Source organism: Adlercreutzia equolifaciens DSM 19450, from assembly GCF_000478885.1.
Classification (GTDB): Bacteria; Actinomycetota; Coriobacteriia; order Coriobacteriales; family Eggerthellaceae; genus Adlercreutzia; species Adlercreutzia equolifaciens.
On sequence record NC_022567.1, the window covers coordinates 1,228,484 to 1,251,665 of the forward strand.

Below are 23,182 nucleotides of genomic sequence, written 5' to 3' on the forward strand. Positions count from 1 at the left end.
ATAGTAAGAAAGAGGGCATTCATAGGAATGCCCTATTGATATCGTGCCAGCTTGACGTGCCGGCTGCTTTAGGCCATGCGAGCCGCGAGCTCGTCGGTGAGGACGTTGCGGCGCACCTTGCCCATGAGGGTCTTCGGGATCTCGTCGATGATCTCGATGCGCTCGGGCCACAGGCGCTTGGGCACGCCCTCGCCTTCCAGGTAGGCCGTGACCGACTCCAGGGTCGGCACCGTATCTCCCAAAGGCGCCACGAAGGTGCAGATGCGCTCGCCCAGGCGGTCGTCGGGCATGCCGATGGTGGCCGACTCGCCCACGCCGGGGCAGCCCACGAGGTTGTCGTCGATCTCGCGGGCCGACAGGTTCTCGCCGCCACGGATGATGATCTCCTTGCGCCGGCCGTTGATGCGAATGCGGCCGTCCTCGTCCATGTAGCCCAGGTCGCCCGAGAACCACCAGCCGTCGTCGGTGAGCGCGCGGTCGGTGCGCTCCGGCTCGTTCAGGTAGCCGACGAACTGGTGCGGGCCACGGGAGATGTGCTCGCCCTGGACGCCCGGGGCCACATCGTTTCCCTGCTCATCGATGTAGCGCACCTCGATGCCGGGGAAGGGGATGCCGGACCAGTCGCCGTTCCATTCCACGCATTTGCTCGGGGGCACGAACACGTGCGGGCAGCTCTCCGTGGAGCCGAAGATCTCGCAGAGCAGAATGTCGTGGTTGTGGGCGCGGTCGATGAGCGCTCCGGGCACCGGCGCGCCGCCGCAGGAGTGCAGCACGTAGGTGGGCAGCGACTCGTCCGGGTGGGCGTCCAGGTACTTCACGATGTCGTAGATGAACGGCGTGGAGCACATGGACCAGGTGGCGCCCTCGGCGTTGATGAGGTCGATGGCGTCCTTCACGGCGAAGTCCTGCATGAGCACGGATCGGCCGCCCAGAAGCATCGGCGCCACGAGACCGTGGAAGAAGCCCACGGCGTGGTTCAGCGGTGCCGGCATCCACATGACGTCGTCGGCGGTGCGCTCGAGACCCTCCACGAAGACGCGCTCGGAGAACAGGATATTGTTGTGGGTGAGCATGACCTCCTTGGGCTTGCCCGTGGTGCCGGAGGTGGAGAGCAGGCACGCCACCTGGTCGGATTCGACGGGCACCTTCTCGGCGAGGGGCTCGGTAGTGGCAACGATCTCGGCCACGGTGGGAAGGTCGGTCTGCTTGGGGGCCTTCTTGTCCACCAGCGCGATGACCTTCAGGGTGGGGATGTCGCCGGCGATGTCGAGGATCTGCTGCTCGTAATCGACGCCGTGGAAGGAGGTGGGCCCGATGTAGGCGCGGCTCTCCACGAGGTTCATGGCGTAGGTGAGGTCGGCCCCGTTGAAGTTGCGGGCGAGCGACTGGATGACGGCGCCGGCCTTGAAGCAGGCCACGTAGGCGATGGTGAACTCGGCCCAGTTCGGGAACTGCAAGGTGACCACGTCGCCGGGCTTTATGCCCTGGGACACGAGCCACGCGGCCAGACGGCTTGCCGCGTCGTCCACTTCCCCGTAGGTCATGCGGCAGCCCTGGTCGTCGGCGACGTATTCCTTGTCGGCGTTCGCCCGCGCCTGGCGCTCCCAGACGTCGCGGATGGTGTCGTGCGTCCAATACCCCTTTTCGTAGTACTCTTTCTTCTTCTCCTCGTTGATCTTGAGATCGGTGATCATAGGCCTTCCTTTCTAAAGAACCTAAAACCCTTTTGCCACGGAAGCGCCCGGCCGCTCGTGCGCGGCTCCCCGGTGCTCGAGCGCCTCCGCTGATACCCAGAAGAAATTCGTGCTTTTAGCATACAAAGGTATTTATCGGACAGGAAGCCAAAATTGAGAAAAGATAATTGGAATAATTGATGAGTCAATAGGGCCAAGCGATGCGTGGAAATCTATAGACCCACAAAATCAATTAATTGGGTAGTAAAAGAAACAATATTTCAAAATTGTCCGTGGAAAACCGCTGTATCATCCTTAAAAATCAGAAGCAAGTCAGGCGGAACAAAATTCCAATGGGCTAAAAAGTAAAACTTGAGTAAACAAGCGCGAAAGGGGTTCATCCATGAGTGTCTACCAGGAGGCCTACCATCTGCCCGAGTTCACCTACGACTACGAGAAGCTGAAGATCGAGCAGCGCGGTCCGGTCTACATCTGCTCCTTCAATGATGCGGACAACCTGAACGCCATGTCCTACGCCCAGATGGCCGAGTTCAACGACTTCCTCATCAAGGTGCGCATGGACAAGGACTGCCGCGTCATCGTGCTGACCGGCGAGGGCCGCTCCTTCTGCGCCGGCTTCAACCTGAACGACCTCGCCCTCGATCCGCCCGAGGACATGGGCCGCATCCAGCGCGACTTCTACATCATGCAGCGCATGTGCTCCGACCAGATTATCAACATGCGCCGCTGCGAGCAGCCCATCATCGGCGCCCTGAAGGGCTTCGCCGTGGGCGGCGGCCTGTCCATCTCCTGCGCCTGCGACATGCGCGTGCTCGGCGAGTCCTACAAGATGAACGCCGGCTATCTGTCCATCGGCTACACCGGCACCGACATGGGCGGTTCCTTCTTCCTCCCGAAGATCGTCGGCTACGCCCGCGCCTGCGAGATCCTCATGAACCCGGCCCGCTTCGATGCCCAGAAGCTCTACGAGTGGGGCTTCGCCAACCGCGTGGTGGCCGACGATGACGTGCTTGAGACCGCCGTGGCCATGGCCGAGGAGATGTGCCGCGAGACCGCCCCGTTCGGTCTGCGCCTCACCAAGGAGGCCCTGCAGTGCTCGCTGGACGGCACCAGCTTCGAGAACTGCATCAAGATGGAGAACCGCAACCAGGTGCTGGCCTCCAACACCAACGACGGCATCATGGGCACGCTGAAGATGAACCCGAAGAACCGTGCCGACGTGAAGGAGAACCCGGAGAAGTACGCCTTCCACAACATGTAAGAGAGGATCGGCAAAACCGAACCTGCTATCTGGAGCCCCGCAGCCCACAAGGCCGGGGCTCCCTTTTCTCTTTCTGGGTAGAAAATCGCCACGGGGGAGCCGCGCGGTACCTTGATTCGCTCAGACAGTCCTCGCTTGGTGAAACAGGACATTTAGTCCTGTTTCAGTCGCTGCGGAACTCGCTCGGTCAAGGTACCCCGCGTCTCCTCTCGAATCGAACGTTGTTAAGACGAGGAGGACGCTATGAAAGTGCTGGGAATCAATGGGAGCCATCGGGCCGGAAAGGGGACGGCGGCACTTCTGCAGGCGGCGCTCGACGGCGCGGCCGAGCAGGGGACGGCGCTCGGAGTGCCGGTGAGCGGCGAGCTGGTGGAGCTCTCCCGGCTCGATATCGGGTTCTGCATCGGCTGCAACCGCTGTCTCGCGCAGACGAGCTGCACGCTCGCGGACGACATGAACGACCTCTACGAGAAGCTGCGGGACGCCGACGTGGTTCTGCTCGCCTCCCCGGACTACTTCGGCACTGTGAGCGCGCGGATGAAGAACTTCATGGATCGCACGCGTCCCTTCCATATGGTGGAGAACGTGCTGACGGGCAAGGTGGGCGGCGCGCTTTCCACGGCCGGCCTCAACAACTGCGGAGGGGAGGGGACGCTCGCCCTTCTGGACAGCTGGTTCGCCACCCAGGGCATGCTCGCCGTCCATCCGCGCACCCATGGCGCGCCGCTGGCCGGCGGCGTGGTGGCAACGGGTTTCGCGGGGCTGAGCGAGGAAGGCCAGCCCCAATGGCGTTCCGTGAAGGCCGATAAGATCGGCTTTGCCCTGGCCAGGCAGTTGGGCCGCGAGGCCGTCTCGCTGGCCGCGCGCCTGCGGTAGCGGTTTTTCCGTGCAGCGAATCAAACAGATCGGTGCCCAATGTGACGAATTGTTGACAGGGTTTCAGAAGTCTTACACCGTTCGCGCACAAAGCTAACAAGAGCCTGTTGACCTGTTGTTGCCAGCGCCTGGCGCGCTAAAGTCCGGCTATCAGGTAATCGTTCGAGTCGCTTGGGTGGTTCGATAGCTCGGCAGGCTGATCCTTCAAGCGACTTCCGGTTCCCTTACTGTGACGTGTTAGAAGGAGGCTCATCATGACCCGCACATCCGATTCTGTTCCCCTGAATGGCATCTCTCGTCGTACGTTCTGCAAAGGGGCGGCCGTGCTCGGTATCTGGGGCGGTCTGGCCAGCTTCGGTCTGGCCGGCTGCGCGCCCCATAGCCGCGCCGAGGAGCTGGCCGATTCCGCGCCGTGGAAGGCGGGCACCTACACGACCGAGGTGACGGGCCACAATGCCCCCTACACCATGACCGTCACGTTCTCCGATGACGCCATCACGGCCATCGACACCTCGGCGAACCAAGAGTCGCTCGGCGTCGGCGCCGATGCCTTGAAGGCTCTGCAGCAGCAGGCCATCGACAACCAGACCATCAACATCGATGCCGTCACCGGCGCGACGCTGTCCTCGCTCTCCCTGCAGACCGGTCTTGAGGACTGCGCGAAGCAGGCTCAGGCCTTCGAGGTGCTCTCGGAGGCGCCCGTGCCCGAGAAACCGGCGGTGGAAGAGGTCTACGACGCCGACGTGTGCGTCGTGGGCGGCGGCGGGTCGGGCCTGGCGGCGGCCGTGGCGGCCGTGCAGGCCGGCGCGAGCGTTATCGTGCTTGAGAAGTGTGGCATTACCGGCGGCTCCACCAACGTCTCCGAGGGCGCGCTGAACGCCGTCGATCCCGAGCGCCAGGAGCCCCAGGGCATCGAGGACTCCATCCCCACCTTCTACGAGACCACCATGAAGGGCGGCCACAACACCAACAACCCCGAGCTCGTGCACTTCCTCACGGACAACGCGCTGGATTCCGTCCACTGGCTCGAGAGCCTGGGCGTCGAGTTCAAGGACGAGATCGGCTCGGCGACCGGATCGCTCGGCCAGCGCAGCCATTATCCGGCCACGCCGTCGGGCAACACCTACATCCGCTCGTTCCAGCAGTTCATCGACGACAACGCCGATGCCATCATGCTTCTCAACGATATGCAGGCCAAAGAGCTCATCCTGGATGACGCCGGCGCGGTCGTGGGCGTGAAGGCGCTCTACGACGGCGAGCAGGAGGTCACCGTGAACTGCGGCGCCGTGGTCATCGCCACCGGTGGCTTCGGCGGCAACGTGGAGTACCGTCAGAAGGTGAACACGGGCGTGTGGAAGGAAGTCGTGCTGGACGATTCCATCGGCTGCACCAACATCAAGCCCTGCGCCCAGGGCGAGGGCATGGTGCTCGCCGAGAACGCCGGCGCTGAGCTCATCTGCCTGTCCGACATCCAGCTGCATCCCTGCGGCACCCCGGGCACGGGCCTCATGGAGGACATCCGCACCTCCGGCCGTAACCGCATCTTCGTGAACACCGACGGCAAGCGCTTCGTGAACGAGGGCGCCGAGCGCGACGTGTTGTGCAAGAACATCTTCGCCCAGCCCGACGGCACCTACTGGGTCGTCGTGAACACCCTGCGCTACCCCGATCCCGATGAGCCGGACGCCAACGGCGCCACCATCAACAACATGCTGGCGCTGGGCCATATCGTAACCGGTGACACCGTGGAGGCCCTGGCCGGCGAGATGGGCGTGGATGCCGCGAACCTGCAGGCCTCCATCGACGCCTACAACGCCGTGGTGGAAGGCGGCACCGACGAGTTCGGCTTCGTGGCCGACAATACCGCCGACGCGGTCATGACCGAGGGCCCCTGGTACGCCTGCCGCAAGGTGCCCACCGTGCACCATACCATGGGCGGCATCCGCGTGAACGTGGAGTCCGAGGCCTGCAACGCCGACGGCGAGCCGATTCCCGGCCTGTACGCCGCAGGCGAGTGCACCGGCGGTATCCACGGAGAGAACCGCCTGGGCGGCAACGCCATCGCCGACTGCATGACCTTCGGCCGCAACGCCGGCACCAACGCCGCAAAGTACGCCCTGGCATAATCCTTCCAGGTACAGCCTTCTTCCCGCCACGGGAATAGAAAGCGGGCCCCTCACGGTGAGGGGCCCGCTTTGCTGTGCACTTAATGGGTAAAGTGTTTCTGCGGAAGCCGACCTACCTCCGTACCGCCACGGCGGCCGTGCCTCTCGCCGCCAGGGCCTTGTGGAAGGCAACGGGATACGCGCGGGAGAAGCCGGGTCGGGGCCTAGGCTTGCAGGCACGTGATATCTATGGGTTTGGACATGGAGAGGTTGCTGACGGCTTCCCCGGCGATGAGTACCTCGAGGTTCTTCTCGCGCGCGGAACTCATCGCGCATCACCATACAGCGAATCGAGATAGGCCTCCATGTCGAAGGAATCGTTGCGCATTTTGGGGCGCACCCCGCGATCGAGGCTGAGCTCCCAATTGGTGGCGTTGAGAATGCGCTCAACGGTGCCCAGGGCGATATGCTCTGCGCCTCCTCCTTCTATGCGGGCAATGGTGGGACGGCTCACTCCGGCAAGGTTTGCGAGATCGGATTGCGTCAAACCGAGCCGTCGCCGGCCTTCTCTGACCCTTTCCGCTATGTCTTCGTTGAGCAGCATGGATCTCCTTTTGTAAAGAATATGATACATAGTATCACAAAATGATAAACTAATCGAAAGATTAGGCTATAGAGTGTAATAAATTTGATATATCTGCTTTGGAACCGAGTATTTGCACTTGATAAAGCAGCGTTTAGGCCTGCAACGTCACGGCGACGGAGGAGAAGCGCTCGATGATCTCCGTGCGGTACAGCTCGCGGATCTCGGCGTTGGGGATGCGCAGGGTCCGCCGGATGCGGGTGTTGTTCGGCATCTCAACATCGTCGGTGGTATGGTAGCCCGCATTTTCATGAACGTCACGGCCTCCCGGTAGTAATGGTTGGCCGACGCGCTCATGACGGGGGCGTCGTACTCGTCAATGAGAATCACTGCGCGCTGCCCATGGTGTTGGAAGAGCAGGCGGGAAAGGAGGAGCAGGGAGTTGGTCGGCAGCTGGTCCTCCCCGTGGCTTCCTGCGATACGGGAGAAGAGTGCCCTTTCCTCCGCCGAGAGCGCGGCGCTCTCGGCGAGGTAGCCGTGCCGCAGGTGCTCGCCCACGATGTTCTCCTCGATGGAGCGCCGCCCCTCGCTTCAGGTCTGGGCCTTGGTGTTGTTGAAGGAGAGATGGACGACCGGATAGGCGCGGTGGTGCTTGCGGAACGCCACGGCGTCCTCGTCCCAGATGGCCATGGACGCGAAGACGTCGTCATCGGGTGCCTCGGCGGGGGAGTCGGATGGCGCGATCTCGAAATAGCAGTGCAGCATGCTCAGGTTGAGGGACTTCCCGAATCGGCGCGGCCGACAGAAGAGCGTGGCCTTCGAGCCGCTGCGGAAGAGGTCAGCGATGAGCAGCGACTTGTCGACGACGACGGAGTCGCGCACGGCAGGCATGACCTGGATGCAGTTGGCCTGAGATTGATCTGATTTGCGAAGTCGGTCCCTCTGTGTTCGGCGGCGCAGGGAACCGACGCTTTTGTTTACCAAATTACCTCAGAATTTTTGTAAAACACCAGTTCAAAGCCTATAGATGGGAAACTTGTTTCCTAGAATTTCACCGGTTTCGCTCCTATACTTTTGCGCGGTTTCAAAACCCGTTTGAAAACGAGAGCAAGGAGGAGAGATGACCGAGTCTTCAAGCACGCGCGGGCAGCTGACGCGCCGCGGATTCCTGAAGACCGCCGGCGCCGCGGCCGGCGTTGCGGGGCTCGCCGGTGTGGCGGGCATGGCGTCTGTCGACGGCTGGCTCGCGCCGGCCACCGCCGAGGCCGCACCAGAGGAGCATGTGGCGCGCACCTACCACCAGAGCCACTGCGGGGGCATGTGCTCGCTGGCGTGCACGGTGCGCGACGGGCGCATGGTGAAGGTGCAGCCCAACGGCGTGGGCAACCCCGACTTCCAGACCATCTGCCTGAAGGGCATCTCGGAGGTCGCGCACATCTACGGGAAGGGCCGCGTGCAGACGCCGCTCAAGCGCGTCGGCGAGCGCGGGAGCGGTCAGTTCGAGCCGATCAGCTGGGACGAGGCGCTCGACGAGATCGCCGAGCTTATCAAGACCACGCAGGATTCCTACGGCCGCGACTCCATCATGGTGCTCGCCACCGCCGAGGCCGACTTCGGCTTTCTGGCTCCCATGCTGGGCGCGCAGAACGGGGGCTTCGACGGCATCGACGTGGGCACCGGCAACGGGCTCGACCCGGCTATGGGCTTTGGCGCGGGGTACGCGATGTGTGCCCCCGAGGCGCGCGATTGGCAGCGTTCCAAGCTCGTGCTCACGGTGGGATCGAACTACTGCGAGTCGAGCCTGCCCAACGTGTTCACGTTCTTCGACGCCAAAGAAGCCGGCGCGCACATGGTGACGGTCGACCCGCACTATTCCACGACCGCCTCGAAATCCGACGAGTGGATTCCCATTGAGCCGGGCACCGATGCGGCGCTGTTTTTGGGCATGATCTCGCACATCATCGATAACGGTCTTACCGACGAGGAGTTCATGGCGCAGCACTCGACGATGCCGTTCCTCGTCGACGCCGAGACGGGCCTGCTCATCCGCGATCATGAGGAGATCGCCCCGGTTGATGCGGCAGCCGCTGCCGAGCCGGAGACGCCCGAGCAGAACCCCTATTTCGTCATCGATCCGGTAACCGGCGCGCCGGTCCACCACACCCAATGCGCCGCGCCGGCGCTCTCCGGCGCCGCTCAGGTGCACGGCCGCAGCGCGGTTACGGTGTGGGATAAGCTCGTAGAGGGACAGAAGCCCTACACGATCGATTGGGCGGCCGAGATCACGGGCATTCCCGCCGAGCGCATCGCCAGCCTGGCCGAGGAGTACGCCGAGGGTCCCTCGTCGCTGGCGCTCGGCTGGGGCGGCAACGACAAGATGACCAACGCTGACATTGCCGGACATGCCGCCGCGGTGCTCGTGGCCATCACGGGCAATGTGGGCAAGCCGGGCACGGGCGTGGGCGTCTACGTGGGTCAGTCCTACAACAGCTACGCCCCGGCACTTGGCGCGTGGGCGATGCCGGAGGACTGGGCTGCCGCCGCATCTGAAGTGAGCATCTACGACATGCCCTACAAGGAGAGCAACTGCCATGCGGCCATCTTCTGCGGCGACATCGTGGCGCAGCATCTGGCCAACATGAACGTGACCTGCGACTGGGCCGACACGCTCGACTTCATCGTGACCATGGATCCCTACTTCACCGAGGGCGCGAAGTGGTCCGACTACATCCTGCCGTGCACGTCGCGCTTCGAGTATGATGAGCCGTTCGGCAACGTGAAGGCGGGCTACAGCCAGATCGTCATCCAGGAGAAGGTCATCGATCCGCTTTTCGAGGCGCGTACCGATCTGTGGATTCAGCGCGAGCTGGCGAGCCGCCTGGGCCTTGAGGCCGGCATTCCCGCAAGCTCGGTCGATCGCTGCAACGCGATTCTTTCCACCTCGACTGAGCCGTGGGTGTCCGAGCTCACGGTGGAGAAGATCTCGGAGAACGGCGCCGTATGGCCCGTGCCCGATCGCGAGGTCATCCGCGAGGTCGTGCCCGACCAAGTGTTCCCGACGCCGACGGGCCGCATGGAGCTGTACTACGACACCATGGTGCCCTTCGACCAGCAGCTACCCCAGTGGGAGCCCTGCACCGAGATCGCCGATGCGACCCTGCGCGCGCAGTTCCCGCTCCAGCTCACCAACACGCGCACACGCTTCCGCATCCACAACCAGTTTTACGATTCGGACTGGCTCCAGCTGATGTACGAGCCGCTCGTCATGCTGAACCCGGCCGATATGGAAAGCCGTGGCCTTGAGACAGGCGACACTGTGCGCGTGTTCAACGACCGCGGTGAGTTCGAAGTGCATGCGGCTGCGAACGACGCCATCCGTCCCGGCTCGGTGCGCATCTACGAGGCGGCCACGGCCGACTACACCGTCGCGGGCAACCTGCAGAACGTCACGAACAACACGATGATCGAGCGCGGCTACGACCTCATGTGCGGCCCGGTGATTCCGTTCTCCGACACGCTCGTCGAGATCGAGAAAGCGTAAGGGAGGGACATCATGACCAGACTAGCCATTGCCATCAACCTCGACCGGTGCGTCGGCTGCCACACCTGCGCCCTGTCGTGCAAGATGCAGAACAACGTGCCCGAGGGAATGCTGTGGAACCGCGTGCTCACCGAGGACTGCGACGTTATGGACGGCGCGCTCGGCACCTATCCCAACGTGACGCGCACGTTTCTGCCCGTGGCCTGCCAGCACTGCCAGAACGCGGCGTGCCAGCGCGTGTGCCCCACCGGCGCCACCTACAAGGACGACAAGGGCCGCGTGGAGATCGACTACGACAAGTGCATCGGCTGCCGCATGTGCATGGCCGCCTGCCCCTACAACGCGCGCAACTTCAACTGGCAGACGCCGATGCGCGTGACGGGCGCCAACTACGGCGATGCCGAGGTGCCGGTGCGTCCCAAGGGCGTGGCCGAGAAGTGCACCTTGTGCAAGGAGCGCACCGACCGCGGCGAGGAGCCCATGTGCGTCGTGTGCTGCCCGGCCCATGCGCGCATCTTCGGCGACTTGGACGATCCGGACAGCGAGATTTCCCAGACCATTCTGAACCGCAAGGCGTGGACGCTCCTGGAAGGCCAGGGCACCCGTCCGTCCGTTCACTACTTCGAATAGGAGGCTCTCATGGAACTGATCAAGCGATACAAAGTCCTGGCGGCCATCCTGGCCGTGGTGGTGGCCGTGGGCGTGGGGTGCTGGGTGTACCAGCTCATCTTCGGCCTGACGGTGACGGGCATGAACAACGGCACCTCGTGGGGCCTCTACATCACCAACTTCATGTTCTTCGTGGGTCTTTCCGCCGGCGGCCTCATCGTGGCCTCCTCGGCGAGCGTATTCCACATCACGAAGTTCAAGGCGGTGGCGCTTCCCGCCATCATCCTCTCCACGGTGTGCATCTGCGCGGCGGGCATGTTCGTGCTCATCGATTTGGGCGGCATTCAGCGCGTGTGGCGCATTCTGACCGGCCCCAATCCGACCTCCCCGCTTCTGTGGGACGTGTGCGTCATTACCTGCTACCTCATCATCAACGTGCTCTATCTCGTGTTCATGACGCGCGGCAACCAGCATGCCGTGTCCATCGTGTCGCGCTTCGCGCTTCCCTGCGCCATTCTGGTGCACTCGGTGACCGCGTGGATCTTCGGTCTGGAAGCGGCCAAAGAGGGCTGGTACACGGCTATCATGGCTCCCATTTTCGTGGCGAGCGCTATGGATTCGGGCCTCGCGCTTCTGCTTGTGGTGCTCGGCATTCTGAAGAAGGCCGGCATCTACGATACCTCCCGCGAGCTCATGGCGATGCTCGCCGGTCTTCTGTGCACGTGCGTGGCGGTGGACGCGTTCTTCATCTTCTGCGAAGTGCTCACTATGGCTTATCCCGGAGCGGCCGGAGCGGAGACTTTGGCGTTGCTGACGACCGGTCCTACCGCTCCTTTCTTCTGGTTCGAGATCATCTGCGGTTTGGTGGTTCCGTTCTGCATCCTCGTGTTCGCGAAGAACCGCCAGAGCGCCGTGCACGTCAACGTGGCCTGCGTGCTCATCGTCGTGGGCGTGTTCTGCAAGCGCATCTGGCTTCTGTTCACCGCTTTCATCGTTCCCAACGTGATGGGCGCGCCGGGCATTATCTCCGGCTCGAGTGAGGCGGCGCACGCGACCGGCACGGCGTCGTTTGCGGTGCTGAGCTCGTATGCGCCCACGCCGATCGAGATCCTCGTGGTCGCCGGCGTGATTTCCCTGGTGATCTTGGCGTTCATGGTGCTCGCGAGCAAGCTGATCGTGGAGCGCCGCGAGAAATAGGACTAAGGAGAGGAAGGGAGTGCGTCATGGAGTACGCCTTGGAGCACGAGAGGCCCTACGGGTGCGAGGAGGCGGCCGCGCATGAGCTGGCCCGGGCGCTGGCCTTCGCGGGGAACTCATTTCTCGCCCCGATGAGCCAAACGTCCAATGCGGGACTCGGCCGGACATTTTGGGCCGCCTTCCCCGATTTCGGAAGCGAAGAAGTGACGTGCGCTTTGGACGGGCTGTTCGCCTGGGCCGCCGCGGACGAAGGCACGCCGCGCGACGAGCGCGTGCGCGATGTCTCGGTTGAGTACGCGCGCCTGTTCATCGGGCCGCCGGAGCCGGCAGTGGCACCCTGGGAGTCGTTTTATGTGCAGGAAGGTGTGACGAACGGGTTCGGCGAGCCGACGTTTCGCATGCAGGAGCGCCTTCGCGATGCGGGGCTCGAGGTGTCGAACGAGAACAACCAGTATGCCGACCATATCGGTATCGAGCTCCTCTACTGCAGCGCGCTCGCGCAGCGGGCGGCCTCGAACGGCCTTGCAAAGGCGGAGGAGGCAGCTTTGCTGAAGTCGTTCGTCGAGGCCGATTTGGTTCCGTGGTTCGGGCAATTTGCAGCGGCGCTGCACAAGGAGGGGGCGACCTATTATGGCCTTCTGGCCGATCTCGCCGGCGGTCTGCTCGGGGTCGTTCAAGCCGCTTCGCCGAATACGTTGGCCTCGGTAGCCTAAAGAAGGCCCCCTCGCTTAGCGCCTGTTCCTGCGTACGCTATAATGTCGCAGGTGCAGGCGCTTTTTTTGCGCGCCGATCGGACGCAGAGGCGGAAAGGGGCGGGACGTGGACTATGCGAAGGCCCATATCGTCACCTTGTGGTGCGCTGTGATCGCCAAGGCGACCCGAGGCGTGACTAAGCTTCTCCCCAAGCAGATGACCCCGCTTCAGTTTCGTCTTCTGGCGCAGCTGACCTTGCCTGAATCCGAACGGGTGCTCCCGATGCGCGCCGCGCGGCTGTTGGTGCTGAAGCCGGCCGATGTCGACGAAGCGGTGGGCGTTCTGGCGGATCGGGATCTTCTTAGGGTCTGCGATGATGGCTGTATCGAGCTGACGCGGGCCGGGCGCGAGAGAGCGGCACGGTTGACTGAGCGTCTGAATGCATTCTTCGCGCTGTGCGTGGATGACCTTTCCGAAGAGGAACGCGCTGTTTTGGCTGATCTGCTGCGCCGCGCGTTTTCGATGCCGGGTAGCTACTACGCGCGCAGGCCCCTTGCGGGGGAGGCGTCCGAGGCGTTTGATGCCCGACGCGGGCTGGCGGCGACGGCCATGCTCCATTATGCGGTTCAGACGGCCGTCAAGAAGGCGACGTCGCTATCGCTCACTGATTTCCGCTTTTTGCTGGAGCTCTATCCCAAGCGCCGTACAGCGGCGAGGATGATGCGCGCTCGCGATATGGTGGCCTTCCTGCGAACGGGGCGGGCCTATGTGACCACGGCCTCGGTGCGTCTGGAGGAACAGGGTTATTTGGTGCGCGTGCCCGACGAGCGTGATGCTCGCGGCATTCTGTTCAAGCTCACGCCCCAGGGAATGATCTGCGTGCAGGAGGTGGCCGAGGATCTGTACGCCGTGCTCGTGTCGATGTTCGGCGAGGCGGTGGAGGAGCGGGTTGTGCAACGCGCGCTCAAGCATTTGCTCGAGCTGGAGGATGCAGCCCTCGATGCACTGGCGGAGCTTCCATGGTAAGGCGCGAGGGGTGGTCGTCCGGCCGGGACGGGGCGCAAGAGGTGTGGCAGACGTGCTCGGTGAACTGCGGATCCCGTTGCGCGCTGCGCCTCCAAGTGCGCGACGGCGAGATTCTCTGGACGGAGACCGATTGTCGCCCCGAGGAGCCCGGCAACCCGCAGATGCGCGCGTGCCTGCGCGGCCGGGCCCTGCGCTACTGGCTGGGCAGCTCCGATCGCTTGAACGAGCCGCTGCGCCGGGTGGGGCCTCGTGGCTCGGGTCGGTTCGAACCCATCAGCTGGGACGAGGCTCTCGATGAGATTGCCGGGCGCATCAAGGAAACGGTTGCGCGATGGGGAAACGAAGCGGTGCTGCTTCCCTACGCGACGGCGATATGGTCGGGTTCCGGCTCGCCGTTCGAGCGACTGATGAACTGCTACGGCGGACATTTGGGCATCTACGGCGACTACAGTTGCATGCAGCTGCAAACGGCGTGCACGTCGCTCTTTGGCGACGACGGCTACTACACTGGATCGCTGCTTTCCGAGGCATCCCGGGCCGATTTGGTGGTGCTCTTCGGCGCCAACCCAGCGCTCACGCGCATGGGCGGGGCAAGCGGCGCGTACCGTCTCGCGCAGGCGCGTGAGGAGGCCGAGGGAGAGGGGCGCCCCTTCAGGGTAATCGCGATCGACCCGTGCCAGAGCGACGCGGTAACGGGCGAGGGCGATGCGTGGATCCCCCTTCGCCCGGGTACCGACGCGGCCTTTGTGGCCGGCGTGGCTTGGGTGCTCATCACCGAGGGGCACACCGATGAGGAATTTTTGCACCGGTACTGCGTCGGATACGACGGCGCGACGATGCCTGTGGGTGTGCCCGCCTCGGAGAGCTATCGCGCCTACGTGCTGGGGGAAGGGCCGGACGGTGTGGCGAAGACGCCGCAGTGGGCTGCCCGCATCACGGGATGCCCCTCGGCCCGCATCGTTTCGTTCGCCCGCGAGCTCGCCGGTGCGAAGCGGGTATTCATCATGCAGGGCTGGGGCCCACAACGCACGGCCTTCGGAGAGCAATCGGCGCGGGCGATCTGTCTGCTTGCCCTGCTCACGGGCAATTTCGGTCTTCCCGGTACAAACAGTGGGGCGCGCGAGCGGCTCTTTAGGCCCGCGCTTCCCGACGACCCGGTGGGGGAGAACCCGGTAAAGGCGGCCATCCCGGTGTTTCTTTGGTCGCGCGCGGTCGAGCGGGGGAGCGAGCTTGCGGCCTCCGACGGCGTGCGCGGCGTCGACCGATTGCCCTCGCCGGTGAAGCTCATCATCAATCATGCGGGCAACGCGCTCACCAACCAGCACGCCGACATCAACCGAACCCACGAGATCCTCGCCGATGAGAGCCTGTGCGAGTTCATCGTGGGCATCGACGTGATGATGACCGATTCTATGCGCTACGCCGACATCGTGCTGCCCGATGTGGCCCAGGCCGAGCGCGATGTGCTCGTTTCGTCGGGAAACTCCGACGGCGTCCGCGGCGTCATCTCGGCTGCGTCGTGGGGCGGCGATGCGCTCGATCGTCGGTGCGCATGGGAGGTGGCCCGCGAGCTCGCGCGCAGACTCGGGGTGGAGGAGGCCTTCTGCGAAGGCGTCGCCACGTTGGGCGAGATGGACGAGCTGCGGCTGCGCGAGAGCTGCTTTGCCGCCTCCGCCGAGGCCGTGCGTGCCGAACTGGCCGATCAGGGGGTCGTGCGGCGTCCCTACGAGGGGGAGGCGGTCGCCTACGCCGATTTCCGACGAGATCCGGAAGCGCATCCTCTGCCCACGCCCTCGGGGAAGGTCGAGATATACGATCAAAAGGTCGCGGAGCTTTTGGCGGCCGATCCGAGTCTGCCGGTAAGCCCGATCCCGGCGTACATCGCCGCGCCCGAGGGCGCCGAGGCGGCACTTGACGGCCCCTATCCCTTCCAAATGATCAGCTATCACGGGCGACAGAGCGCGCATTCGTCATTTTCCAACGTGCCCGAGCTTGCGGTCGTGGTGCCCAGGCGCTTGTCGGTGAACCCCGTCGATGCCGAGAGGCTCCAAATCGCCTCGGGCGCTCTGGTGGTCGTCGAAAACGATCGGGGCGCCCTTGTGTGCCGGGCGCGGGTGACGCCGCGCATCATGCCGGGCGTGGTGGCGCTGCCCGAGGGTGCCTGGCACGACGCGGACATGCAGGGCGATCGCCTCGATTGGGGTGGGTGCGCCAACACGGTCTCCTCCGACGAGCCGACGGCGTGGTCACATGGCAATCCACACAACTCGTGTCTGGTGCGTCTGCGCCACCTGACCGACGCCGAACGGGCGGAAGCGGCGCGGCGTGAGGCTGAGGCGGGCCGAGGGGAGGGGGCGCGATGACGCGCGCGAAGGTGACGTCCGCGCCCGTCGCGGGAGCGGACGCTTTGGGCGATTCGCACCATCAGTTCGGCTTCTCGTTCGACCAGCGGCGCTGCACCGGCTGCAAGACCTGCGAGATGGCCTGCCGGGACTACCACGACCTCGGGGTGGGCCCGGCATTTCGCACCGTGCACGAGTACGCCGGCGGAATCTGGACTCAGAACGACGAGGGGGCATGGGAGCACGATGTGTTCGCCTTCTACGTTTCTATGTCGTGCAACCACTGCACGAATCCCGTTTGCTTGCGCTTCTGCACCTCCGATGCCATTGCCAAGGACGAATTCGGGTTCGTGAGGGTCGATGTCGAACGATGCACGGGGTGCCAGGTATGCGCTCTGTCGTGCCCGTATCACGCCCCGCGCTTCAACGAGGCGAGCGCGCACATCGAGAAGTGCGACGGGTGCCACGACCGCGTCGCCGCCGGTTTGGGCCCGATATGCGTGGAGGCGTGCCCTCAGCGGGCCTTGGGCTTCGGCATCTACGACGACCTCGCCGATCATCCGCTTGCGGTCGAGCGCGTGGCCCTGATGCCCGACCCGGTCATTACCCAGCCGAACTACGCGATCGAGCCGTGCGAGGCGGCGTTGCGCGCCGTCGGGCCGGATGCCCTGAGGAACTTGGGCGAGATTTGAGACGCGAGGGCGAAGTTGCCATCTGCATCCTGCAGGGAGGCTTCGGAGCAATTCTGGCTCAGTGATTCTCTCGCGGTGCGGTTCGCGCGTCGCCTTCGTCGGGATGACGACGCCGCTGGAAAGATGTGCTTGCCAAGCGGGAGATGGTCGAGAGCTTCCACGAGGAAAGTGGAGTATATGAACGTGAAAGAGTTGCTGCGGAAGATGGGGAAGTGAGGTGCCAAGGGAGGGGGTGAGACACAAAAGGATGGAGGCGTGAGAAGCAAAAAGAAGGAGCCCCTCGCGATGAGGGGCTCCTTCTCGAGATAGGAAGCGTGTTTGGCGGGGGGAGGGCCTACCAGTTGCAGGGGGCCTCGCCCTTCTCCTGGCGCTCGGACTTGAAGATCGTATCCGGCACCTCCTCGCCGTGGTAGCACTTCACAGCGCCCTTCTCCTCCAGCTCGGCGATTTGCTCGGGCGTGTAGCCGTACTGCTCCAGGTACTCGGCGGTGTGGTAGCCGATGGGCTTGGAGAGGATGATCGGCGGGTCGCCGTAGCCGCCGAAGCGGATGGGCGTGGTGGGCAGCGCGTGCTCGCCGAAGGCGTTGTACTTCACCTTACGGATGGCGTCGTTGACGTAGGCCTCGTCGTCCTTCAGGATGTCGGTGAAGCGGAAGACCTTCTGGCTCGGCACGTCCCACTCGGCCAGAATCTTGAGCCACTCCTCCAGGTCCTTCTTCGAGAAGCCCTCGTCCAGGATGGTGATGAGCTCCGGCTGCAGGTGGTTCGCCTTCACGTTCTCGATGGTCGCGTAGCGCGGATCGTCCACCAAGTCGTCGCGGCCGATGATCTTCATCATGTCGTTGTAGTAGCGGTTGTGCTGCGGCTGGCAGATGTAGAGCCACTTGTCGTCCGCCGTCTTGTAGGTGTTGTTGAAGGGGTTGGGCACGTCGGTGCGGGACTTCGGGTAGTCGGCGCCGAACTGCTGCGCGCAAAGGCCGATGGAGCCCCCCCAGATGGCGGAGTGGTACAGATTCACGACCACCTTGTCGCCCTGGCCGGTGCGCAGCTTGTTCACGAGCGCGCCGAGAAGGCCGGCGGCCATCATGATGGCGGTGTTGTAGTCGCCGAAGGCCTGCGGGGGAATGGCGGGGGAGGTGTCCTTCTCGGGGAAGGTGCCGGCCACGCCGCCGCGGGCGGCCCAGCACACGGCATCATAGCCGGGGGCATGGGCGAACTCGCCGAACTCGCCGTAACCGCGCATCTGGCCCCAGATCAGCCCCGGGAACTCCTCGTGCAGGGTCTCGTAGTCGAGCCCGAGCTTCTTCAGGGCGGCGGTGCGCATGTTGTTCATGAAGATGTCGGCCTCGCCGATCATCTTCTTCGCGATGGCCAGGCCCTCGGGATCCTTCAGGTTGAGCGACACCCAGTTCTTGTTGGTGTTGTTCAAATCGATGGTGGGATCTTCCGTATCGGTCAGCTCGCAGCCGAAGCCGGGGCCCTGGGTGCGCTGGGTATCGCCGGCGAAGGACTCGATCTTGATGACCTCGGCGCCCATCTCGGACAGGACGCGGACGGTGGCCGGGGCGGCCACGTAGGTGCACATCTCGACGACCTTGATGCCGGCGAGCGGGCCGTAACCGTTGAGCTTCTCGGTGACTGTCATCGGAGCATCTCTCCTTTCATGCAAGTGGTTGGTCGGGCGGTTCGTTTGTTTGCATCCCTATCATCGCAGGGGAAAGAACCCCTATCTACGGACAAAATAGAATATGTGTGTAAAATAGACTCGAAATTGAGTAGAAAATACCACTAGATGGAAAAGTTATCCCTATGCAAACAGGACAACAAAGGTATTCTGTTTCAACAAATCAAAGGAGTGGTGTGCTAGGGTCATCGTGTAGAATGCACACTATAGTAAAGAGAAGGGAGCCATAAGGTGGACTTCACGCTGACCGACGGGCAGAAGAAGCTCGTCAGCGCCTTCCGTACGTTCGGGGCCGACACCTTCACGCCGGAGCGCGTGGCCAAGTGGTGCCGCGACCAGGGTCTGCCCGATACGGTGATGAAGGAGTTCGTCGATCTGTACTACGAGACCGCCGAGCCGGACATCGCGCCCGATCTGGCCCACAGCCTGCTCTCCCAGGTGCTCATCGTGGAGGAACTCTCCCGCTGCGCCGGCACGACGCTGCCGTTCCAGAACGACTTGTTCAACCTGCAGATCATGAGCGGGTTCGCCGGGGCCGCCGAGGCCGCCTCCATCGCCGAGGACTATCGCGCCGACGGCCGCCTCATGTTCGCCCTGGCCATTTCCGAGCCCGACGGCGGATCCGACACCATGGCCATGAAGACCTCGTGCCAGACCGTGGACGGCCGACTGCTTCTTAACGGGCGCAAGTCCTACGTGAACAACGGCGAGTACGCCCCCTATATATTGGTGGCCGCCATCGACAAAGACGCGGGGGATACGGGCCGCTACCCGTCGCTGTCCTTCTGGCTCGTGCCGCGCAGCGTGCCCGGCATCAACGCCGTACCCATCAGCAAGATCGGCCAGTCCATGCTGCCCTTCGCGCTCATCTCCTTCGACGATGTGGAGCTGTCCCCGGAGTGGCGTCTCGATGCGAGCGAGGGAGGGTTCCAGCAGCTGTTCCATCTGCTGGAATACGGGCGCGTGCTTCTGTGCGCCTCCAGCTTGGGCATGGCCCAGGCGGCCATGGACGACGCGGTGGCCCACGCGCGCTCCCGCAAGGCCTTCGGCGTGCAGGTGGGGCGCTTCCAGCAGATAGAGACCCTTCTCACCGATATGGAAGTGCGCCTGCGCAACATGCGCTCCATGGTGTACCGCGCGGCCTGGTCCATCGATGCCGCCGACGAGACCGAGCGGCTCGACGTGGCCCTCATGAAGCGCTACGTGCCCGAGGCCTCGGTGCAGGTGGCCTCGGACGCCATGCAGATTCTGGGGGGCCTCGGCTACACCGAGGGCTCGCGCGTGAGCCGCATCTGGGAGGACTGCCGCGGCAATCAGATCGCCGAGGGAACGGACCAGGTGATGGTGTACATCGCCGCGCCCTTGATAATGGAGCACTATAGGTCTTTCTAGAAGCGGCTGTGAGCATTCTTATTAAGTGAACGATCACAAGAAACTGGGGGAAATATTCTCCCAGTTTCTTCTATTTGTGAAACCTATCAATCATAAATCCTTTCGATATTAGGACAAATTAACTGAATCTGTCCTATTTTTGCAAAGATTATGGGACAAAGCATCCCTTTTTGACCATCCTCAAGGGAATCGTTCTACGGTACAAATACGATAGCGGCGAAAGATCGCCGTCCACGGCTCACGCCAACAGGGGTTCGACGTTTGCGCAAGAGTAGAAGAAATCGATAGAGGAGGTTTACCTTGAGTGGGACCGCTACCAAAGAGAAGCTGACCGTGCGTCACCTTCTCGTCGTTCTGACGGGCATCATGATCACGTTCGGATGCTCGGCTCTATGCTTCTCCACCTGGGGCCTGTTCCAGCCGGTCGTGGCTGAGGGCCTGGGCGTGGAGGTCACCGCCTTCGCCATGTACGTCACCGTTATGTACCTGACCATGACCATCGCCTCGCCGTTTGCGGGCAAGCTGCTGCAGACCATGGACATCCGCATCCTTTTGTCCGCCTCTGCCGCGCTCGTGGGCTGCGCCTTCTTGCTGATGAGCTTCTCGAACACCATCGTGCTGTTCTACGTGGCCGCCGTCATGCTGGGCTTGGGCGAGATCACCATCCTGTGGCTGGCCATTCCCACGCTCATCAACCGCTGGTTCGTGGAGCGCGCCGGCTTCTTCATCGGGTTGTGCATGGCCTTCACCGGCATCGGCGGCGCCATCTGGTCCGCCGTGTTCACCGCGCTGACCGCCTCGGGCGTCGACTTCCACACGATTTACCTCATCTGGGGCGTCATCGCGCTCGTCACGAGTCTGCCCTTCACGCTGTTCTGCGTGCGCAACTCTCCCGAGGACTGCGGGCTGGCCCCCTACGGCGCCTCCATGCAGAAGGCGGCCTCGGGCGCTGAGGTGGCCGCGAAGCCCGCGGGCCTGTCTGCCGGCTTCGTCATGAAGACCCCGATGTTCTACGCCATCTGCGTCTTCGCCGGCCTCATCAACATCGCCATCCTCATCGCCATGCAGTTCCCCACCTACACCAAGTCGCTCACCGACGTGGCCTTCGACGTGGCCGTGGTCGGCGGCGTCATGACCTCGGTCATGATGGTGGGCCAGGCCATCTTCAAGGTGGTGCTGGGCGCGGCGGCCGACAAGAACGCCAAGGGCGCCCTCATCTTCGCCTTCGCCGCTGGCGTTGCGGGCATCCTGCTGTGCTGGTTCGGCACCTTCTCCGAGTACGTGATGTACGTGGGCGCCTTCATCTTCGGCGGCTGCTACGCCACCGCCGTGGTGCTCGTGCCGGTCATCTGCCGCCAGTCCTTCGGCACCCGTGAGTACTCGGTCATCTACTCTCGCGTCTCCACGGTGTTCAACCTCATTGCCGCCTTCGCCGCTATGATCTGGGCGTGGCTCGGCTCGTCGTTCGGCTTCACCGTCGAGTTCATCGTGGCGCTCGCCATGCTCGTGGTCATCCTGCTGCTCGGCCTGTACATCTTCAAGGCTGCTGCCGGCTACAAGAAGGACTGGACGACCGAATAGTCGGGTCCCTCATACCGCTGGCGGGCTCAAAGGGATAAGCGGGGAGTGTAGACTCCCCGCTTTTCGCACTTATAGGAAATCTCTATGAGCCAAGCCTGATAAACTACGATCAAGAGAGAAACGCGCAATCTGAGATCGGGCCGAACGCACGCCCTTTGCCTTAGGGGGAACCATGAACCTCTCTCAGCTGAACTACTTCAAGAAGCTCGCCGAGGTGCTTCACTACACGCGAGCGGCGCAGGAGCTGTTCATCACCCAACCGACCCTCTCGGGGGCTATTTCGTCCTTGGAGAAGGAGCTGGGCGCTCCCTTGTTCGAGCGCAACGGCCGCTCGGTGCTCCTCGCCCCCTACGGCGAGGTGTTCTACGAGCACGTGTGCCTCGCCCTGCGCGCCATCGACGACGGCGTGGCGGCCGTGAGCGCGCGCTCCTCGGCCTCGTTCGGCACCGTGAACCTCGGCACCACCTTCACCACCCAGGACCACTACCTGCCGAGCCTCATCCGCGACTTCGAGGAGGCCTTCGACAAGCGGGTCATCGTGAAGGTGTCCCAGGGATTCACCAACTACCTCACCGAGCAGCTGCATCGGGGCACGCTGGATGTGGCCTTCTGCGGCAAGCGCGACAACGAGCCCGACATCGCGTATTTCCCGGTGAAGCACTGCGAGCTGGCCCTCTACGTGCGCGACGACCATCCGCTGGCGTCCCGCGAAACGATCACCTTCGGCGAACTGAACGACGTGGATCTGCACACCTACCGCCGCGGCACCCCCATCGGCGAGCGCGTGGCGAAGATGCTGGAGGAGGCCGACGTGCGGGGCGCCTCCTTGGGCTACGACGACGATGTGTCCATGGGGTCGTTCCTCTCCTACAACGGCGGCAACGCCGGAGCGCTTATGCTGGACTCGCTGGGCGCCCAGCTGTTCAGCAACCTGCACCAGGTGCGCGTCGAGGGCGTCCCGGAGCACTTCTACACGGTGTACATGGCCTATCACAAGAAGCACGTGCACTCGCGGGCCGTCACCGATTTCATCGACTTCGTCAAGGCCTACCCGGGCAACGACCTCATCGGCCAGGTGCTGCCCGAGGCGGCGGGCGAGTAGGGGCGCCGGGCCCGATCGGCCGAGGCGGGCGCGCGGCGGACGTTTGGGTGTCTGGTCGTCCGACCGCCGGAGCCGCCCGACCGCCCAGGCCGCCTGACTGCCGTCTGTGGTCATTTTGCGCCGTATGCGGCCACTTGTTGCGGGAGGCTGGCAAAGCGCGACCCGTTGTGGTATAAATACGACTGCTGTGCAGATCAGCTGCACGGACATACTTTCGCTTCTGGAGAAAGTGGGACTTTTCCCGCTTTCTTTTGTTGTAGGGGGCTTTTTGCGGCCCGGAAAGTATGGGAGCGTAGGCAACGGAAAAGGAGGCAGACGAGGTGCTGACGGCCAAGGAGAAATCGCTTCTTTCCGCCCTGGAGCCCCGAGCGGCCTCCGAGGGCGTCGAGATCGTCACGCTGGAGATCGTCGGCTCGAAGAAGGCGCCGACCATCCGCGTCTACATCGACGCGGCCGGCGGCATCAGCTTCGACGAGCTGGCCCGCACCCAGGCCTGGGTCGGGGACGTCATGGACGAGCTGGACCCGTTCCCCGGGGCCTACATGCTGGAGGTGTCCTCTCCGGGCATCGACCGGCCGCTGCGCACGCCGGAGCATTTCGCGCGCTTCGCCGGCGAGACGGTGACGGTGAAGACGACCGGCCCCATCGACGGCCGCAGCTCGTTTACCGGCGAGCTTCTCGGCTTTGAGGACGGCTGCGTCATGGTGGCCGCAGACGGCGCCGGCACCTTCCGCATTCCGTACGACAACATCAAAAAGGCCCGCGTTAAGGGCACCATCGACTTCAGCGCCTAGGGAAAGGATT

At 63.5% G+C, this 23,182-nt stretch carries 17 protein-coding genes and 1 pseudogene; 14 read left to right on the plus strand and 4 right to left on the minus strand.

Going from position 1 to position 23,182, the window contains the following annotated elements; genetic code table 11:
• Window positions 1-68 precede the first annotated feature (68 nt).
• Entirely contained in the window at window positions 69-1,694 is a 1,626-nt protein-coding gene (gene fadK, locus AEQU_RS04800) for a medium-chain fatty-acid--CoA ligase (protein ID WP_022739803.1), read from the minus strand.
• Between the two features lie 382 nt (window positions 1,695-2,076).
• Here fadK and AEQU_RS04805 point away from each other — a divergent pair, with 382 nt between their 5' ends.
• The 3 genes from AEQU_RS04805 to AEQU_RS04815 all read left to right on the plus strand — a co-directional run bounded on the left by AEQU_RS04805 (window position 2,077) and on the right by AEQU_RS04815 (window position 5,957).
• Window positions 2,077-2,955: an enoyl-CoA hydratase/isomerase family protein gene (locus AEQU_RS04805; RefSeq protein WP_022739804.1), complete on the plus strand. Its 879-nt coding sequence runs from the start codon at window positions 2,077-2,079 to the stop codon at window positions 2,953-2,955.
• Window positions 2,956-3,198: 243 nt separating this feature from the next.
• The gene (locus AEQU_RS04810) at window positions 3,199-3,831 is read left to right on the plus strand and encodes a flavodoxin family protein (protein WP_022739805.1); all 633 of its coding nucleotides are present in this window, start codon (window positions 3,199-3,201) and stop codon (window positions 3,829-3,831) included.
• A 254-nt stretch (window positions 3,832-4,085) separates the two neighbouring features.
• A complete protein-coding gene (locus AEQU_RS04815) occupies window positions 4,086-5,957 on the plus strand; it encodes a flavocytochrome c (RefSeq protein ID WP_022739806.1) in 1,872 nt (623 codons plus the stop codon).
• 304 nt (window positions 5,958-6,261) lie between these two features.
• On the opposite strand, the gene AEQU_RS04820 is transcribed toward AEQU_RS04815, so the two are convergent.
• Together AEQU_RS04820 and AEQU_RS12900 are read right to left on the minus strand one after the other, a co-directional pair.
• The gene (locus AEQU_RS04820) at window positions 6,262-6,540 is read right to left on the minus strand and encodes a helix-turn-helix domain-containing protein (protein WP_022739807.1); all 279 of its coding nucleotides are present in this window, start codon (window positions 6,538-6,540) and stop codon (window positions 6,262-6,264) included.
• A 297-nt stretch (window positions 6,541-6,837) separates the two neighbouring features.
• Window positions 6,838-7,410: pseudogene (locus AEQU_RS12900) on the minus strand (AAA family ATPase); the annotation flags it as partial.
• 229 nt (window positions 7,411-7,639) lie between these two features.
• Between AEQU_RS12900 and AEQU_RS04830 the strand changes: the two are divergent.
• From AEQU_RS04830 to AEQU_RS04860, 7 genes are all read left to right on the plus strand, one after another.
• A complete protein-coding gene (locus AEQU_RS04830) occupies window positions 7,640-10,060 on the plus strand; it encodes a molybdopterin-containing oxidoreductase family protein (protein WP_022739809.1) in 2,421 nt (806 codons plus the stop codon).
• A gap of 12 nt (window positions 10,061-10,072) precedes the next feature.
• Window positions 10,073-10,690, plus strand: coding sequence for a 4Fe-4S dicluster domain-containing protein (locus tag AEQU_RS04835; protein WP_022739810.1), 618 nt, complete (start codon window positions 10,073-10,075; stop codon window positions 10,688-10,690).
• A 9-nt stretch (window positions 10,691-10,699) separates the two neighbouring features.
• A complete protein-coding gene (nrfD, locus tag AEQU_RS04840; RefSeq protein ID WP_022739811.1) occupies window positions 10,700-11,866 on the plus strand; it encodes an NrfD/PsrC family molybdoenzyme membrane anchor subunit in 1,167 nt (388 codons plus the stop codon).
• A 26-nt stretch (window positions 11,867-11,892) separates the two neighbouring features.
• Window positions 11,893-12,579, plus strand: coding sequence for a molecular chaperone TorD family protein (locus tag AEQU_RS04845; RefSeq protein WP_022739812.1), 687 nt, complete (start codon window positions 11,893-11,895; stop codon window positions 12,577-12,579).
• A gap of 106 nt (window positions 12,580-12,685) precedes the next feature.
• Window positions 12,686-13,585, plus strand: a complete 900-nt coding sequence (locus AEQU_RS04850; protein ID WP_022739813.1) for a helix-turn-helix domain-containing protein — start codon at window positions 12,686-12,688, stop codon at window positions 13,583-13,585.
• Window positions 13,579-15,948 (plus strand): DMSO/selenate family reductase complex A subunit, encoded by a 2,370-nt coding sequence (locus AEQU_RS04855; protein WP_051353393.1) that lies wholly within the window; start codon window positions 13,579-13,581, stop codon window positions 15,946-15,948. Before AEQU_RS04850 ends, AEQU_RS04855 begins: the two co-directional genes overlap by 7 nt.
• A complete protein-coding gene (locus AEQU_RS04860; protein ID WP_022739815.1) occupies window positions 15,945-16,619 on the plus strand; it encodes a 4Fe-4S dicluster domain-containing protein in 675 nt (224 codons plus the stop codon). Before AEQU_RS04855 ends, AEQU_RS04860 begins: the two co-directional genes overlap by 4 nt.
• 334 nt (window positions 16,620-16,953) lie before the next feature.
• Here AEQU_RS04860 and AEQU_RS04865 read toward each other — a convergent pair whose 3' ends face one another.
• On the minus strand, window positions 16,954-18,264 hold the full coding sequence (locus AEQU_RS04865) for a CaiB/BaiF CoA transferase family protein (RefSeq protein ID WP_022739816.1): 1,311 nt from the start codon (window positions 18,262-18,264) through the stop codon (window positions 16,954-16,956).
• 270 nt (window positions 18,265-18,534) lie between these two features.
• On the opposite strand from AEQU_RS04865, the gene AEQU_RS04870 reads away from it, so the two are divergent.
• The 4 genes from AEQU_RS04870 (at window position 18,535) to AEQU_RS04885 (ending at window position 23,172) form a co-directional block, all read left to right on the plus strand.
• Entirely contained in the window at window positions 18,535-19,695 is a 1,161-nt protein-coding gene (locus tag AEQU_RS04870; protein ID WP_022739817.1) for an acyl-CoA dehydrogenase family protein, read from the plus strand.
• Window positions 19,696-19,995: 300 nt separating this feature from the next.
• The gene (locus AEQU_RS04875; protein WP_022739818.1) at window positions 19,996-21,276 is read left to right on the plus strand and encodes an MFS transporter; all 1,281 of its coding nucleotides are present in this window, start codon (window positions 19,996-19,998) and stop codon (window positions 21,274-21,276) included.
• A gap of 172 nt (window positions 21,277-21,448) precedes the next feature.
• Window positions 21,449-22,378: a LysR family transcriptional regulator gene (locus AEQU_RS04880; protein ID WP_022739819.1), complete on the plus strand. Its 930-nt coding sequence runs from the start codon at window positions 21,449-21,451 to the stop codon at window positions 22,376-22,378.
• A 320-nt stretch (window positions 22,379-22,698) separates the two neighbouring features.
• Window positions 22,699-23,172: a ribosome maturation factor RimP gene (locus AEQU_RS04885; RefSeq protein WP_022739820.1), complete on the plus strand. Its 474-nt coding sequence runs from the start codon at window positions 22,699-22,701 to the stop codon at window positions 23,170-23,172.
• The last annotated feature ends 10 nt before the right edge of the window (window positions 23,173-23,182 follow it).